16 protein-coding genes and 2 tRNA genes are annotated in these 14521 nt (G+C 66.9%); 10 read left to right on the top strand and 8 right to left on the bottom strand.

Annotated elements, in window-relative coordinates; genetic code table 11:
- Nucleotides 1–9: 9 nt before the first annotated feature.
- Together BLT45_RS15630 and BLT45_RS15625 are read right to left on the bottom strand one after the other, a co-directional pair.
- A complete protein-coding gene (locus BLT45_RS15630) occupies nucleotides 10–783 on the bottom strand; it encodes an alpha/beta hydrolase (protein ID WP_093302414.1) in 774 nt (257 codons plus the stop codon).
- A gap of 10 nt (nucleotides 784–793) precedes the next feature.
- Nucleotides 794–1090, bottom strand: a complete 297-nt coding sequence (locus BLT45_RS15625) for a DUF1244 domain-containing protein (RefSeq protein WP_093302411.1) — start codon at nucleotides 1088–1090, stop codon at nucleotides 794–796.
- A 139-nt stretch (nucleotides 1091–1229) separates the two neighbouring features.
- On the opposite strand from BLT45_RS15625, the gene folD reads away from it, so the two are divergent.
- From folD to tadA, 4 genes are all read left to right on the top strand, one after another.
- Nucleotides 1230–2087, top strand: coding sequence for a bifunctional methylenetetrahydrofolate dehydrogenase/methenyltetrahydrofolate cyclohydrolase FolD (folD, locus tag BLT45_RS15620; RefSeq protein WP_254771925.1), 858 nt, complete (start codon nucleotides 1230–1232; stop codon nucleotides 2085–2087).
- 190 nt (nucleotides 2088–2277) lie between these two features.
- Nucleotides 2278–3735, top strand: coding sequence for an IMP dehydrogenase (gene guaB / locus BLT45_RS15615; protein ID WP_093303439.1), 1458 nt, complete (start codon nucleotides 2278–2280; stop codon nucleotides 3733–3735).
- A gap of 60 nt (nucleotides 3736–3795) precedes the next feature.
- Nucleotides 3796–5361 carry a glutamine-hydrolyzing GMP synthase gene (gene guaA / locus BLT45_RS15610; RefSeq protein WP_093302401.1) on the top strand — a complete coding sequence of 522 codons (1566 nt, stop codon included), beginning with the start codon at nucleotides 3796–3798 and terminating at the stop codon, nucleotides 5359–5361.
- Nucleotides 5361–5837, top strand: a complete 477-nt coding sequence (gene tadA / locus BLT45_RS15605) for a tRNA adenosine(34) deaminase TadA (RefSeq protein WP_093302398.1) — start codon at nucleotides 5361–5363, stop codon at nucleotides 5835–5837. Before guaA ends, tadA begins: the two co-directional genes overlap by 1 nt.
- Here the strand turns inward: tadA and BLT45_RS15600 are convergent.
- Nucleotides 5834–6304, bottom strand: a complete 471-nt coding sequence (locus BLT45_RS15600) for a DUF2721 domain-containing protein (RefSeq protein WP_093302394.1) — start codon at nucleotides 6302–6304, stop codon at nucleotides 5834–5836. The two genes, tadA and BLT45_RS15600, sit on opposite strands and share 4 nt — an antisense overlap.
- A gap of 100 nt (nucleotides 6305–6404) precedes the next feature.
- Here BLT45_RS15600 and orn point away from each other — a divergent pair, with 100 nt between their 5' ends.
- Nucleotides 6405–6968: an oligoribonuclease gene (gene orn / locus BLT45_RS15595; protein ID WP_093302389.1), complete on the top strand. Its 564-nt coding sequence runs from the start codon at nucleotides 6405–6407 to the stop codon at nucleotides 6966–6968.
- A 12-nt stretch (nucleotides 6969–6980) separates the two neighbouring features.
- On the opposite strand, the gene BLT45_RS15590 is transcribed toward orn, so the two are convergent.
- Both BLT45_RS15590 and ppsA read right to left on the bottom strand, forming a co-directional pair.
- Nucleotides 6981–7874 carry a mechanosensitive ion channel family protein gene (locus tag BLT45_RS15590; RefSeq protein WP_254771931.1) on the bottom strand — a complete coding sequence of 298 codons (894 nt, stop codon included), beginning with the start codon at nucleotides 7872–7874 and terminating at the stop codon, nucleotides 6981–6983.
- A 136-nt stretch (nucleotides 7875–8010) separates the two neighbouring features.
- Complete coding sequence (ppsA, locus tag BLT45_RS15585) at nucleotides 8011–10383, bottom strand: phosphoenolpyruvate synthase (protein WP_093303429.1); 2373 nt, start codon at nucleotides 10381–10383, stop codon at nucleotides 8011–8013.
- Between the two features lie 151 nt (nucleotides 10384–10534).
- On the opposite strand from ppsA, the gene BLT45_RS15580 reads away from it, so the two are divergent.
- Complete coding sequence (locus BLT45_RS15580) at nucleotides 10535–11356, top strand: posphoenolpyruvate synthetase regulatory kinase/phosphorylase PpsR (protein ID WP_093302382.1); 822 nt, start codon at nucleotides 10535–10537, stop codon at nucleotides 11354–11356.
- A 116-nt stretch (nucleotides 11357–11472) separates the two neighbouring features.
- Entirely contained in the window at nucleotides 11473–11955 is a 483-nt protein-coding gene (locus BLT45_RS15575) for a DUF1249 domain-containing protein (RefSeq protein ID WP_093302377.1), read from the top strand.
- Nucleotides 11956–11964: 9 nt separating this feature from the next.
- Here BLT45_RS15575 and BLT45_RS15570 read toward each other — a convergent pair whose 3' ends face one another.
- The 3 genes from BLT45_RS15570 to BLT45_RS15560 form a co-directional block, all read right to left on the bottom strand.
- Nucleotides 11965–12192, bottom strand: a complete 228-nt coding sequence (locus BLT45_RS15570) for a hypothetical protein (protein WP_093302371.1) — start codon at nucleotides 12190–12192, stop codon at nucleotides 11965–11967.
- A gap of 199 nt (nucleotides 12193–12391) precedes the next feature.
- Nucleotides 12392–12467 (bottom strand) — tRNA-Glu (locus tag BLT45_RS15565).
- A gap of 51 nt (nucleotides 12468–12518) precedes the next feature.
- Nucleotides 12519–12594, bottom strand: a tRNA-Ala gene (locus BLT45_RS15560).
- A gap of 139 nt (nucleotides 12595–12733) precedes the next feature.
- Between BLT45_RS15560 and BLT45_RS15555 the strand changes: the two genes are divergently transcribed.
- From BLT45_RS15555 to BLT45_RS15545, 3 genes are read left to right on the top strand one after another with little or no spacing between them, the layout of a single operon-like run.
- The gene (locus BLT45_RS15555) at nucleotides 12734–13465 is read left to right on the top strand and encodes a beta-ketoacyl synthase chain length factor (protein ID WP_093302365.1); all 732 of its coding nucleotides are present in this window, start codon (nucleotides 12734–12736) and stop codon (nucleotides 13463–13465) included.
- Nucleotides 13446–14255, top strand: a complete 810-nt coding sequence (locus BLT45_RS15550; protein WP_093303424.1) for a 1-acyl-sn-glycerol-3-phosphate acyltransferase — start codon at nucleotides 13446–13448, stop codon at nucleotides 14253–14255. The genes BLT45_RS15555 and BLT45_RS15550 overlap by 20 nt, the downstream gene beginning before the upstream one ends.
- Nucleotides 14242–14502, top strand: coding sequence for a phosphopantetheine-binding protein (locus BLT45_RS15545; RefSeq protein ID WP_056878692.1), 261 nt, complete (start codon nucleotides 14242–14244; stop codon nucleotides 14500–14502). Before BLT45_RS15550 ends, BLT45_RS15545 begins: the two co-directional genes overlap by 14 nt.
- Nucleotides 14503–14521 lie beyond the last annotated feature (19 nt).

Raw genomic sequence — 14521 nt, 5'->3', positions numbered from 1 at the left:
CCGGCGCGCTCACTCTACGTCGGCGTCGAGGAAGGACCCGATGGCGGGCCAGTACGCCGGGTCCAGCGACAGGTCGTCGTGGCCGGCAGCAGGAAAGTCTTGTACCTGTGTCGGGCCCTTGAAGGCGGTCAGCAGCCGATCGGTATGCAGCGGTGGGACCACGGTGTCTCGCCCCGCGCGCAGGACCAGCAGTTTTCCCCGGTGACGAGGCAGGCGCGCCGTCGAATCGTAGCGATCATCGAGCAGCAGGCGTACCGGGAAGATCGGGTAGTGCGCCTGCGCGACCGCGACCAGGCTGTCGAAGGGCGTGATGAGGATCAAGGACGACACGTCGCGTTCGGCCGCGACATGGGTCGCCACGCCGCTGCCCAGGCTGCGGCCGGCCACGGCGACTTGGCCGTCGGGGTGCCGCGTCGCCACCTCGTCGTGCAAGGCCAAGGCATCCGCGAGCAGCGCGGTTTCCGTAGGCGCTCCATCGCTGGCGCCGTAACCGCGATACGCCACGAGGTAGACCGTGTGCGACGGCAGGGCGCGCGCGAACGCTTCACGGTTTGCGTCCACGGATTCGGCATTGCCACCGAAGTACAGCAGCGCGTGCGTTCGGCCGGGGTTGACCACCCAACCGCGCAGCACGGCATCCGGACGGGCCAGCGAAAAGTCCGTCTGGCCCGCATCGACCCGCGTGAACTGCGGGTAGTAGATCAGGCGTCGTTGCTGCAGGTACAGCAGGACGCACAGGGCGAGATAGGTGGCGAGGAGGGCGCCTGCGATCCAGGCCAGCATCCGCCGCGTCCTAGCCATGCCGTTCCTGCGCCGCCTTGAACGCGACGAGCTGCTCCGGCGTCGCCTCGCGCTGGTGGCGTGCCTTCCACTCGGCGAACGGCATGCCGTAGATGCGCTCGCGCGCCTGTTCCTTGTCCATCGGCACGCCCGCGGCATCGGCGGCGTCCTTGTACCAGTCGGCGAGGCAGTTGCGGCAGAAGCCGGCGAGGATCATCAGGTCGATGTTCTGCACGTCGTGCCGGTCTTCATTGAGGTGCTTGAGCAAGCGGCGGAAGGCGGCGGCTTCGAGGGCGGTCGTGTCGGTCATCGGTGTATCCGGAGAAAAGGGTGGAGGGCGCGACATCGGTCGCGGAACCGGCCCCCACGCGGTAGGCGTGGTGCGTGCGTCAAAGACACCCATGCCGGAATCGGGGACAATACGCGCCGACTCTACACCCCACGTTCCCATGACTGCCCGAATCCTGGACGGCCGCCGCATCGCCGAGAACCTGCTGGACGAACTCAAGGTCCGGGTGGACGCGCGCGTCGCCCGCGGCCAGGCGCGGCCCGGGCTGGCGGTGGTGCTGGTGGGCGGCGATCCGGCGTCGACCGTCTATGTGCGCAACAAGCGCCGGGCGGCGGAGAAGGTCGGGATCGAGGCCTTCGACTACGACCTGCCGGCGGGGACGACCGAGGCGCAGCTGCTTGCCCTGATCGACCAGCTGAATGCCGACCCCAAGATCCACGGCATCCTCATCCAGTTGCCGCTGCCGGGCATCCCGGACGCGACCCGGCTGATCGAGCGCATCGACCCGCTCAAGGACGTGGACGGCTTCCATCCGGCCAACGTGGGCCATCTGGCGCTGCGCCAGTTCGGTCTGCGCCCGTGCACGCCGCGTGGCATCACCACGCTGCTGGGCTATACGGACCAGCCCGTGCGGGGCCGCAACGCCACCATCGTGGGGGTCAGCAACCATGTGGGCCGTCCGATGGCGCTGGAGCTCCTGATCGCCGGCTGCACGGTCACCAGCTGCCACAAGTTCACCCCACGCGAGGTGCTGCAGGCCCGGGTCGGCGACGCCGACATCCTGGTGGTGGCGGCCGGCAAGCCAGGGTTGATCCCCGGCGAATGGGTGAAGCCGGGCGCGGTGGTCATCGACGTGGGCATCAACCGGCTGGACGACGGTCGCCTGGTGGGCGACGTGGGCTTCGAAGCGGCCGCAGAGCGGGCCAGCTGGATCACCCCGGTCCCCGGCGGCGTCGGACCGATGACGGTGGCCACCCTGATGCAGAACACCCTGGAAGCAGCCGAAGCGACAGGCTGAAAAGGCTTGGGAGAGCCGTGGGAGCGACGTAAGTCGCGATAGCGGCGCCAGGAAAGCCTCGCGACTTACGTCGCTCCCACAGCTGCCCCGATGATGCCTGCGGGAAAGCATTGTTCCGCCGATGACGGCAGGCGGAAGTCTCGCCAATCAGGGTATAATGCCGCGCTTCCCCAACTATCCGGGCCCGCCGATGCTGCGCATCCAGGCTGAAGCACTGACGTACGACGACGTCTCCCTCGTCCCCGCCCATTCCACCGTCCTGCCCAAGGATGTCAGCCTGGAAACGCGCCTGACGCGCGACCTGCGGCTGAAGCTGCCGATCGTCTCGGCCGCCATGGATACCGTCACCGAGGCCCGCCTGGCCATCGCCATGGCCCAGCTGGGCGGCATAGGCATCCTGCACAAGAACCTGACCGTCGAACAGCAGGCCGCCGAAGTGGCCAAGGTCAAGAAGTTCGAAGCCGGTGTCATCAAGGAGCCCTTCACCGTCGGGCCCGAAACGACGATTGCCGAGGTGCTCAAGCTCACCCGCGCCCGCAACATCTCCGGCGTGCCGGTGGTGGATGGCGGCCAGCTGGTCGGCATCGTCACCAGCCGCGACATGCGCTTCGAGACCAAGCTGGACGATCCGGTCCGCCACATCATGACCAAGAAGGATCGCCTGATCACCGTGCGCGAAGGCGCCAGCGACGGCGAAGTGCTGCAGCTGCTGCACAAGCACCGCATCGAGAAGGTGCTGGTGGTCAACGACGGCTTCGAGCTGCGCGGGCTGATCACCGTCAAGGACATCCAGAAGAAGACCGACAACCCCAACGCCGCGAAGGACAGCGCCAGCCGTCTCGTCGTCGGCGCCGCGGTCGGCGTGGGCGGTGATACCGACCAGCGCGTCGAAGCCCTGGTCGCCGCGGGCGTGGACGTGATCATCGTCGACACCGCGCACGGCCACTCGCAGGGCGTGCTGGACCGCGTCACTTGGGTCAAGAAGCGCTTCCCGTCGCTGCAGGTCATCGGCGGCAACATCGTCACCGGCGATGCCGCGCTGGCGCTGATGGACGCCGGTGCCGACGCGGTGAAGGTCGGCGTGGGCCCGGGCTCCATCTGCACCACCCGCATGGTGGCCGGCGTGGGCGTACCGCAGATCACCGCGATCGACATGGTCGCCGAGGCGCTGCAGGACCGCATCCCGCTGATCGCCGACGGCGGCATCCGCTATTCCGGCGACATCGGCAAGGCGATCGCCGCGGGCGCGTCCACGGTGATGATCGGCGGCCTGTTCGCCGGTACCGAGGAAGCCCCGGGCGAAGTCGAACTCTTCCAGGGCCGCAGCTACAAGAGCTACCGCGGCATGGGCAGCCTGGGCGCGATGGAGAAGGGGTCCAAGGACCGCTATTTCCAGGACGCCAGCGACGCGGACAAGCTGGTGCCGGAAGGCATCGAAGGCCGCGTGCCGTATCGCGGCTCGGTCGGCGGCATCGTCCACCAGCTGGTCGGCGGCCTGCGCGCCACGATGGGTTACGTGGGCTGCGCCACCATCGAGGACATGCGCAGCAAGCCGAAGTTTGTGGTCATCACGGGCGCCGGCCAGCGCGAGAGCCACGTCCATGACGTGCAGATCACCAAGGAACCACCGAACTACCGGATGGGCTGATCGTTGCCAGAGAAGGGAGACGCCAGCGTTTCCCTTCTTCGTTTATAGCCGCAGGACACCATGACGAATATCCACACCGACAAGATCCTCATCCTCGACTTCGGCGCGCAGTACACGCAGCTGATCGCCCGCCGCATCCGCGAGATCGGCGTCTACTGCGAAATCTGGGCGTGGGACCACGACCCGGAGGAAATCGCGAAGTTCGGCGCCAAGGGCATCATCCTGTCCGGCGGCCCGGAATCGACGACCCAGCATGGCGCGCCCGCGGCGCCCCAGCAGGTCTTCGACAGCGGCCTGCCGATCCTCGGCATCTGCTACGGCATGCAGACGTTGGCCGCACAGCTGGGCGGTGCGACGGAAGCGGCCGATGCGCGCGAATTCGGCCATGCCGAAGTGCAGCTGGTCGCGCACGACGCATTGCTGGGCGGCCTGAGCGACCACCAGGGCGCGCCGCGCATCGACGTGTGGATGAGCCACGGCGACCACGTCGCCAAGGCGCCGCCGGGATGGACGATCACCGCCACCACCGACCGCATCCCGGTCGCGGCGATGGCGCTGGAAGAGAAGCGCTGGTACGGCGTGCAGTTTCATCCGGAAGTCACCCACACCAAGCAGGGCCAGACGCTGCTGCGCCGATTCGTGGCGGAGATCTGCGGCTGCAAGACGTTGTGGACGGCCGCCAACATCATCGAGGACCAGATCGCCCGCGTGCGCGAGCAGGTCGGTTCGGATGAGGTCATCCTCGGTCTGTCCGGCGGCGTCGATTCGTCCGTGGTCGCGGCGCTGCTGCACAAGGCGATTGGCGAGCAGCTGACCTGCGTGTTCGTCGACACCGGCCTGCTGCGCTGGCAGGAAGGCGACCAGGTAATGGCGATGTTCGCCGAGCACATGGGCGTGAAGGTCGTGCGCGTGAACGCTGCGGACCGCTACTTCAAGGCATTGGAAGGCGTCGCCGATCCGGAAGCCAAGCGCAAGATCATCGGCAACCTGTTCGTCGAGATCTTCGAGGAAGAATCGAACAAACTGAAGAATGCCAAGTGGCTGGCGCAGGGCACGATCTATCCGGACGTGATCGAGTCCGCCGGCAGCAAGACCGGCAAGGCGCACGTCATCAAGAGCCACCACAACGTCGGCGGCCTGCCCGAGCACATGAAGCTGGGCCTGGTCGAGCCGTTGCGCGAGCTCTTCAAGGACGAAGTGCGTCGCCTCGGCGTCGAGCTCGGCCTGCCGCGTACGATGGTCTATCGCCATCCGTTCCCGGGCCCCGGCCTGGGCGTGCGCATCCTGGGCGAAGTGAAGCCGGAGTACGCCGAGCTGCTGGCCAAGGCGGACGCGATCTTCATCGACGAACTGCGCAAGGCCGACCTGTACGACAAGACTTCGCAGGCATTCGCGGTGTTCCTGCCGGTGAAATCGGTGGGCGTGGTCGGCGATGCGCGCGCTTACGAATGGGTGATCGCGCTGCGTGCGGTCGACACGATCGACTTCATGACCGCGCATTGGGCGCACTTGCCGTACGACTTCCTCGGCACCGTGTCCAACCGCATCATCAACGAGCTGCGCGGCGTTTCGCGCGTGGTCTACGACATCTCGGGCAAGCCGCCGGCCACCATCGAGTGGGAGTGATGGCGGCCCGCGACGACGAGCACTGGATGCGCCACGCGTTCACGCTGGCGGACCGGGCCGAGCGCGAGTTCGACGAGATCCCCGTGGGCGCCGTGCTGGTCGGCGCCGACGGCCAAGTGCTCGGCGAAGGCTGGAACCGCAACATCCTCGATCACGACCCCACGGCGCATGCCGAGATCGTGGCGATGCGCGAAGCGGGCAGGGCGACGGGCAACCACCGCCTGGTCGACTGCACGCTGTATGTCACCCTCGAACCCTGCGCAATGTGCGCGATGGCGCTGGTGCACGCGCGCGTGGCGCGCGTGGTCTATGGCGCCACCGATCCGAAGACGGGCGCCTGCGGCAGCGTGTTCGACCTGATCGCCGATCCCCGCCACAACCACCGGATCGAGGTCGAAGGCGGCGTGCTGGGCGAGGAGGCAGGACGCCGCTTGACCAACTACTTCCGCGCCAAGCGCGGGCGCCCGCTGGTCTAGGCCTGCGAGGCAGGGATCTTCCGCTTCACTTTGCGGTGGTCCATTTCTTCGTTGATGGCGGTGACCGCCAACGTCGACTCGCGCGCCAGCAGCAGGCTGGCCGCCAGCATGGCGACCACGCCCAGCGCGGCGAGCCAGGTGGGCAACGAGCCGAGGCGATGTCCGGTGAACGTGTCTACCGCGACCGCCAGGCTGGTGCCGACGAAGCAGCTGATCGCCGCGTACAGCAGCTGGCCCGCGCGCAGGATGATCAGGCTGCGCAGGCGTTGCAGCCCGATCCGCTTCTCCAGCAGGCCGCGCTCCGTGTCGTCCTCCACGTCCGCCAGTTCGCGCAGCAGCGTGCGGGCGCGATCGATGATGCGGGCCAGGCGATTGTTGGCCGAGAGCAGCAGGGAGGCCGTCGCCGTGAGGAAGAACGCCGGTGCCAGCATCGCGGTGAGGACGGCGTGATCGGTCGAAGGATTCATGGGCCGGTCGCGGGAGGGGTCTGCGTTATCATGACATGATGCGGCAGGCCCGCATTCCCGGCGAGGATGTCCGGGCTTTCCTTCCGCCACGGACCACCGCATGACCTCGAACCACGCGCACAACGACCGCCTGATCTGGATCGACCTGGAAATGACCGGGCTGGATACGGACCGCGATTCGATCCTCGAGATCGCCACGGTGGTCACCGATTCCAAGTTGAACGTGCTGGCCGAGGGCCCGGAATTCGCGATCGCGCATCCGGTCGCGGTGCTGGAAGCCATGGACGACTGGAACCGCAACCAGCACGGCAAGTCAGGCCTGTGGAAGCGCGTGGTGGAAAGCGAGGTGACGCTGGGGCAGGCCGAGGCGCAGACCGTGGCGTTCCTCAACGAATGGCTGCCGGCGGGCGCCTCGCCGATGTGCGGCAATTCGATCTGCCAGGACCGCCGCTTCCTGCATCGCCTGATGCCGCGCCTGGAGAAGTACTTCCACTACCGCAACCTCGACGTCAGCACGCTCAAGGAGCTGGCGCGCCGCTGGGCGCCGCAGGTGCTGGAGGGCGTACGCAAGCAGGCCAGCCATACCGCGCTGAGCGATGTGCGCGATTCGATCGACGAACTGCGCCACTACCGCAAGCACATGGCGGCGCTGGCCGGCGAGTAAGCCGGCAGGCGTTTACGGGGCCGGCTTGGCCACGTCGCCGTCGTCGACCACGCCCTTGGTGACGATATCGCCCAATGGGGCGCCGTCGCCGTTGTGGTGGTACACGTGCAGGTCTCGCTGTGGATAGGGGATGTTGAGCCCCTGGCCGATGATCTCGGTGCGTACGGCTTCGGTGAGATCGCTCTTGGTCGGGCCAAAATCCGGCGTCTTCGTCCACGCCAGCAGGATCAGGTCCACGCTGCTTTCGCTCAGCTTGTTGACGACCACGCTCGGCGCGGGTTCGTCCAGCACGTGGGGATGGTCCTGGGCGATCTTCAGCAGGATGGCCTTCGCCTGCTTGAGGTCGTCGTCGTAGCCCACGCCCACCGGGATGTCGATGCGGCGGCGAGGCTTGGCGGTGAAGTTGATGATCGGCGCGGTCGTGATCAGGCTGTTCGGCAGCACGATCAGGCGGTTGTCGAGCGTGCGCATCCGCGTCTGGAAGATGCGGACTTCCTCGACGATGCCTTCCAGCCCGGCCGCCTGCACATAGTCGCCGTCGCGGAACGGGCGCAGCACGATCAGCATCACGCCCGAGGCGATGTTGGACAGCGAATCCTTCAGCGCCAGGCCCACGGCCAGGCCGGCGGCGCCGAGCACCGCCAACATCGAGGTGGGGTTCACGCCCAGCGACGTGAGCGCGGTGATGATGACGAGCACCATCATCGCGGCGTAGCTGGCGCGACGAAGGAAGCCGCCCAGCGTGGCGTCCGCATGGGTGCGTCCCAACACGCGCTCCAACCCGGCGCTCAGACGCTTGGCCAGCCACATGCCGACCAGGAAGATGACGACGGCTGCGAGCAGCTTCATGCCCCAGGCCTGCCAATCGAATCTCTGCAATGCGCTGACGATCGCGGCCGGCTCCATCGGGATTTCAGGCAGGGTCTGCGGCGTTTTCGCGGGGGCGGACATCGGAACTCCTGAAATGCAGCACGCCCCGTCAGGGGCGTGCAGTATGTTTCAACGATGGTAACCGTCTTCGCGTGAAGAAGGGACGGCTGTATCAGCCCGCCTTGGTCTTCGCCAGGCGCAGCCAGGTATCCACAACCGTGTCGGGATTCAGCGAAACGGACTCGATGCCTTCGGCCATCAGCCATTCCGCCAGGTCCGGATGGTCGCTGGGACCCTGACCGCAGATGCCGATGTACTTGCCCTTGGTGCGCGCGGCCTTGATGGCCATCGACAGCATCTTCTTGACCGCGGGATTCCGCTCGTCGAAGAGGTTGGCGACGATCGAGGAGTCGCGGTCCAGGCCCAGGGTCAGCTGGGTCAGGTCGTTGGAGCCGATCGAGAAGCCGTCGAAGATGTCGAGGAATTCCTCGGCGAGCAGCGCGTTCGACGGCACTTCGCACATCATGATGATCTTCAGGCCGTTCTCGCCCTGGCGCAGGCCGTGCTTGGCCAGCACGTCGATGACCTTGCGGCCTTCCTCCAGCGTGCGCACGAACGGGATCATTACCCACAGGTTGTCCAAGCCCATCTCGTCGCGCACGCGGCGGACGGCCTGGCACTCGAGGGCGAATGCCGGTTCGAACGACGCATCGACGTAGCGGCTCGCCCCACGGAAACCGATCATCGGGTTCTCTTCGTGCGGCTCGTAGCGGCTGCCGCCGATGAGGTTGGCGTACTCGTTCGACTTGAAGTCCGACAGGCGCACGATCACCGGGTTCGGCGCCACCGAGGCGGTGATCGTGGCGATGCCTTCGGCCAGGCGATCGACATAGAAGCTCACCGGATCGGCATAGCCCGCGGTCTTGGCGTCGATCTTCTTGCGGACGTCCAGGTCCTGGCGGTCGTATTCCAGCAGGGCGAGCGGATGCACGCCGATGTGGCTGGCGATGATCATCTCCAGCCGCGCCAGGCCGATGCCGGCGTTCGGCAACTGGCCGAAGTCGAACGCGCGCTCCGGGTTGGCCACGTTCATCATGATCTTCAGCGGCGCCGCCGGCATCGCCGCCAGGTCGGTGGTGGTGCGCTCGAAGGGCAGGGCGCCGGCATAGATGAAGCCGGTGTCGCCTTCGGCGCAGCTGACGGTGACTTCGGCGCCGTCCGTGATGTGGTCCAGTGCGTTGCCGGTACCGACGACGGCGGGCACGCCCAGCTCACGCGCGATGATCGCGGCGTGGCAGGTACGGCCACCGCGATTGGTGACGATGGCACTGGCGCGCTTCATCACCGGTTCCCAATCCGGGTCGGTCATGTCGGCGACCAGCACGTCGCCGGGCTGCACGCGGGCCATGTCGTCCAGCGAGCGCACCACGCGGGCCACGCCGCTGCCGATCTTCTGGCCGATCGCACGGCCTTCGGCGATCACCTCGCCGCGCTTCTCCAGCGCATAGCGTTCGATCTGCGTCGCCTTGGCGCGCGACTTCACCGTCTCAGGGCGGGCCTGCACGATGAACAGCTTGCCGGTGACGCCATCCTTCGCCCACTCGATGTCCATCGGGCGGCCGTAGTGCTTCTCGATGACGAGCGCCTGCTTGGAGAGCTCGTGCACGTCTTCATCGGTGATCGAGAAGCGATTGCGCTGGTCGGCCGGTGTGTCCTCGATCCTCACGCGTTCGCCGGGCACGTCGGAATAGACCATGCGCAGCAGCTTGCTGCCGAGCGCACGGCGCAGGATCGCGGGCTTGCCCTGCGCCAGCGTGGGCTTGTAGACGTAGAACTCGTCCGGGTTCACCGCGCCCTGCACGACCATCTCGCCCAGGCCGAAGGACGAGGTGACGAACACTACGTCGCGGAAGCCGGACTCGGTATCCAGCGTGAAAAGTACGCCGGAAGCGCCCACGCCGGAGCGCACCATCAGCTGCACGCCGGCGGACAGGAACACGTCCTCGTGCTTGAAGCCATGGTGCACGCGGTAGGCGATGGCGCGGTCGTTGTAGAGGCTGGCGAAGACTTCCTTGACCTTGTGCACGACGTCGTCGGCGCCGGTGACGTTGAGGAAGGTTTCCTGCTGGCCGGCGAAGCTGGCATCCGGCAGGTCTTCCGCCGTCGCCGACGAGCGCACGGCCACGGCCACGTCACCACCGCCGTTCTCGGCGCAGAGCTTCTCGTAGGCGGTGCGGATATCGCGGTCCAGGTCAGGCTGCAGCGGGGCGTCGATGACCCAGCCGCGGATTTCCTTGCCGGCCGCGGTCAGGGCGGGCACGTCTTCCACGTCCAGCGTGGCCAGCTTGTCGAAGATGCGCTGGGAGAGGTCGTTGTGGGCGATGAAGGCCTTGAACGCCTCGGCCGTGGTCGCATAGCCGCCGGGGACCGAGACCCCCAGGTTGGCCAGGTGCCCGATCATCTCGCCCAGCGACGAATTCTTGCCGCCGACGCGGGCCAGGTCGGCCAGGCGCAGCTCGTGCAGCCACAGGATGTTCTCGTTCAAGCGCATTGCTCCGAAATGGACCGCGCCGCGCCGAGGACCGTCGGCGTGGGGCCGTGTCTAGGGGGAAGAAGCGATATGATGCAGTGCATACCAATTGCAGACAAGCTTGATTTGACAGGGGTTTCCATGGTGAAGCGGGGGAAGAGTGGCCATGTCTGAATTGCGCCCGGTGTTCTACGTGTCCGATGGCACCGGTATCACGGCCGAGACCATCGGCCACAGCCTGCTGACCCAGTTCGCGGGCATGCGGTTCCAGACGGACCGGCTGTCATTCGTCGACGACGAGGAGAAGGCGAGGGACGCTGCGGACCGCATCCGCCGCACGGGCGAACGCCTGGGCGCACGGCCCATCGTGGTGAGCTCCTGCGTGGATCCGGCCCTGAGCGCGCTGATCGCAGAGAGCGGGGCGTTGATGTTGGACGTGTTCGCACCCTTCATCGAGCCGCTGGAACGCGAACTCGGCGAACAACGCCAGTCGCGCGTCGGCCAGGCGCATGGCCTGGTGGATTTCGAGACCTACCACCGTCGTATCAACGCGATGAATTTCGCGCTGACCCACGACGACGGCATGGCGGTGAATTACGACGAAGCCGACGTGATCCTGGTCGCGGTATCGCGCGCGGGCAAGACGCCGACCTGCGTCTACCTGGCCCTGCATTACGGCATCCGCGCGGCGAACTACCCGCTCACCGACGGCGATCTCGAAACCGATCGCCTGCCGGCGCGGCTGCGTCCTTACCGTCGCAAGCTGTTCGCGCTGACCATCGATCCGGAGCGGCTGCAGCAGATCCGGCAGGAGCGGCGTCCCAATTCGACGTACTCGAAACTGGAGACCTGCAAGCGCGAGGTCGCGGCCGCGGAGGCGATGTTCCAGGTGGAGCGCCTGCCCACGCTGAGCACGACGAACAAGTCGATCGAGGAGATCTCCAGCAAGGTGCTCTCCACGCTGGGCCTGCAGCGCGAGATGTACTGAGCGGGGAGGGTGCGGCGACAACCCGGAAATCCACGGGCGTCAGATCCTTAACTTAGGCCGCACGATGGTGCGCGTCAATGCTGCCGCGCGGGGATTTCCACGTGTAGGATCAGGCCATGTCCCAGGCCCTGGCCCGCACCGCACGCATCCCCCGGCTCAGCCGTTTCGGCTGGCTGATGGCGCTGTACGCGGAGAACCATGCGCGGCTGCTCCGCCTGTTCGCGCCGGACCATCTGGCGCCCGGCGTCTACATGTCCTCGATCGGCGATGGGCTGGATGTCCGCCTGGAAGTCATCGAAACCCACCGCTACACGGTGGAACTGCGGCTGACCTACGACCTGTGCGATCCGCTGACCGGCGAGCCGGATCCGTCGGCCTTCGTCCGGCTGTACCGGGACGCGCACCAGGCCGAGGCGACGCACTGCTACGTGGGCCGGCGCTGGCAGGACGTGATCGGGTTGTATCCGCCCCCGGCCGAGGTGATCAGCCACCGCATGCGGATGAACACCTTCCTCGGCAAGTGGCTGGAGTATCTGGCGGAGCAGGGGCATGGCGTGGCGACGCTACGGCCCATCGAGCCCGCGCGCGCCATCGCCTGAGTCCAGCAGTCAGGCCACCCGCATGAAGCGGATGGCATTCAGTCGCCGCAGCCCGTGGTTGGCATCCCGCGACAGGTTCATCACGTCGACGGCCCCCAGCGTCTCCAGCTCCAGCAGGCGTTGGGCGACGGCGTCGAACGCGACGTCGTCCAGTCCCAACGATCCTGCGGTCCAGCGCGTATCGCGATGGATGGGCAGTTGCGAAACCAGTTCATCGGCGAGCGAATCGTGGGTCATGACGGCAGGCTCCGGGCAAGGGGGCACCAGCTTCGACTGCACTTGTCTCAGGACGTGCGCCCGGCCAGGGACGACGCGAAGGCGGGGCACACTCCGCTTCTACGCCGTTCGTCGTCAGATTCTTGTAAATGCCTGCGAAAGCGGCGTTACGATCGATCAGGCAAAAAAAAGGCCCGGTTTCCCGGGCCTTCGATAAAAGTGGCGTCCCCACGGGGATTCGAACCCCGGTCGCTACCGTGAAAGGGTAATGTCCTAGGCCTCTAGACGATGGGGACACACGAAAGTTTCGCCAGATTTTCATTCCAGACGGCCTATTGTCCGGAAGTTGGTGGAGCCAGGCGGGATCGAACCGCCGACCTCCTGCATGCCATGCAGGCGCTCTCCCAGCTGAGCTATGGCCCCACGTGCTGGCAGGAGCGGAATAATAGCCAGCCTCTTTCCGATGCGCAAGCATTCGTTACGAAAATATTCACGACTGGCGAACGTTGCGGCATGCGGGTGAAATACCACGCTTGAAGAACGACGGGACCACACGCGGCGCATGATCGGTTTGTCGGTGAAGGAGTGGGCGGCGTGGGCGCCGGGCCTGGTGGATCAGACCGCGTGGACGGCATGGGCACAGGCGCCGTGGCTGCCCGCGGGAGACGGAACGCCGGCGTTGTCCGAAGTGCCGGCCATGCAGCGCCGGCGGATCGAACGGCTGGGGCGCATGGCCATCCAGACCGCGTTCTGGTGCCAGCGCGCCGACGAGGGTGGCGTGCCGCTGGTCTTCGCCTCGCGGCACGGCGATGTGGCGCGTTCGATGGAACTGCTCGAGGCGCTGGTGGCGGGGGAGTCGCCTTCGCCGACGACGTTCGGCCTGTCGGTGCACAACGCCATCGCCGCGCTGTATTCCATCCTGCGGGGCGAGCGTGGCAACTACGTGGCCACGGCGGGCGGCAAGGCCACCGTCGAGACCGCCTGCATCGAAGCCGCGGCATTGCTCGCTGACGGAGCCCCGGAGGTGCTGCTGGTCGTCTACGACGCACCGCTGCCTGCGGTATATGCCGGTTTCGCGGACGAGCCGGATGCCGGGTTCGCGTGGTGCTGGCGGCTGGTCGCCACCGACACCGCGTGGCCGACCCTGCGCCTGACGTGGACGGCCGACGGCGCGGATGATGCCGCCACCGCGTTGCCCCACGGGCTGGACGTGTTGCGCTTCCTGCTCGCCGGCGATGCGGCGCTCGAATGGCGCGGCGATGGCGTCCACTGGCATTGGCGACGCGATGCGTGAGCGGTTGGGCCACGCCTGGCGTGTCGCGGGAACGGGACTGAGCTTCCTCGCGTTCGGCGTGGGCGGCCTGTTCCTGGGCGTCTGCGTGCTGCCGCCGCTGCTGTGGCTGGTACGCGATCCCGACCGCCGCCGACGCTGGTCGCGGCGTCTCGTGCAGCGCAGTTTCGCCGCCCATGTGGAACTGATGCGCCGGCTGCGCGTGATGACGTATGAGATCCGGGGGCGGGAGCGGCTGGCGCGCGACGGGTTGCTGGTGCTCGCCAACCATCCGACGCTGATCGATGTCGTGCTGCTGATCTCCCTGCTGCCGAACGCCGATTGCGTGGTGAAGTCGGCGGTGGCGCGCAATCCGTTCATGCGGGGGCCGGTCCGGGCCGCGGGTTACGTGTCCAACGACGACGGTGCGGGCCTGGTCGAGGACTGCATCGCCGCGGTCCGTGCGGGCGGCACCCTGGTGATCTTTCCCGAAGGCACGCGGACCACGCCGGGGCAGCCCCTGAAACTCCAGCGCGGTGCGGCGAACATCGCCGTGCGCGGCGCGCTGGACGTCACGCCGGTACGCATCACCTGCACGCCGCTGACGCTGGGGAAAGGTGAGAAGTGGTATCGTGTGCCGCCGATGCGGTTCCATATGGTGATCGATGTTCAGGAAGACCTGCCGATCGCCCCGTTCCTGAACGGAACGGAGGGGGGGGATCCGTCGGCGGGGGGAGAGGCGCTGGCAGCCCGGCGACTCACGGACTATCTGGCCAACTACTTTGCGGGAGATCCATCGCGTGCAGGCACTTGAGCACGAGATCAAGGAATTGATCATTTCTTCGTTGTCGCTGGAAGACATCACGCCCGACGACATCGATACCACCGCGCCGTTGTTCGTGGAGGGGCTGGGCCTGGATTCGATCGATGCGCTCGAGCTCGGCCTGGCGCTGCAGAAGCGTTACGGGGTCAGCCTCTCGGCCGACTCGCAGGAGACCCGCCGGCACTTCGCCAGCGTGCGCGCACTGGCGGATTTCGTCGTCGCCCAGGGCAAGGCCTGAGCAACGGCAGGACTGGCAA

It is taken from the genome of Pseudoxanthomonas sp. CF385 (assembly GCF_900104255.1).
In the GTDB taxonomy this organism is placed as follows: Bacteria; Pseudomonadota; Gammaproteobacteria; order Xanthomonadales; family Xanthomonadaceae; genus Pseudoxanthomonas_A.
Note: the sequence above shows the minus strand (reverse complement) of the source record. Positions and strands in the feature narration are given on the sequence as shown.

Excerpts from the sequence above, each read along its gene's own strand:
- BLT45_RS15630 (WP_093302414.1), bottom strand. The coding sequence starts at position 783 with ATGCTGGCCTGGATCGCAGGCGCCCTCCTCGCCACCTATCTCGCCCTG.
- BLT45_RS15625 (WP_093302411.1), bottom strand. The coding sequence starts at position 1,090 with ATGACCGACACGACCGCCCTCGAAGCCGCCGCCTTCCGCCGCTTGCTC.
- folD (WP_254771925.1), top strand. The coding sequence starts at position 1,230 with ATGACTGCCCGAATCCTGGACGGCCGCCGCATCGCCGAGAACCTGCTG.
- guaB (WP_093303439.1), top strand. The coding sequence starts at position 2,278 with ATGCTGCGCATCCAGGCTGAAGCACTGACGTACGACGACGTCTCCCTC.
- guaA (WP_093302401.1), top strand. The coding sequence starts at position 3,796 with ATGACGAATATCCACACCGACAAGATCCTCATCCTCGACTTCGGCGCG.
- tadA (WP_093302398.1), top strand. The coding sequence starts at position 5,361 with ATGGCGGCCCGCGACGACGAGCACTGGATGCGCCACGCGTTCACGCTG.
- BLT45_RS15600 (WP_093302394.1), bottom strand. The coding sequence starts at position 6,304 with ATGAATCCTTCGACCGATCACGCCGTCCTCACCGCGATGCTGGCACCG.
- orn (WP_093302389.1), top strand. The coding sequence starts at position 6,405 with ATGACCTCGAACCACGCGCACAACGACCGCCTGATCTGGATCGACCTG.
- BLT45_RS15590 (WP_254771931.1), bottom strand. The coding sequence starts at position 7,874 with ATGGAGCCGGCCGCGATCGTCAGCGCATTGCAGAGATTCGATTGGCAG.
- BLT45_RS15580 (WP_093302382.1), top strand. The coding sequence starts at position 10,535 with ATGTCTGAATTGCGCCCGGTGTTCTACGTGTCCGATGGCACCGGTATC.
- BLT45_RS15575 (WP_093302377.1), top strand. The coding sequence starts at position 11,473 with ATGTCCCAGGCCCTGGCCCGCACCGCACGCATCCCCCGGCTCAGCCGT.
- BLT45_RS15570 (WP_093302371.1), bottom strand. The coding sequence starts at position 12,192 with ATGACCCACGATTCGCTCGCCGATGAACTGGTTTCGCAACTGCCCATC.
- BLT45_RS15555 (WP_093302365.1), top strand. The coding sequence starts at position 12,734 with ATGATCGGTTTGTCGGTGAAGGAGTGGGCGGCGTGGGCGCCGGGCCTG.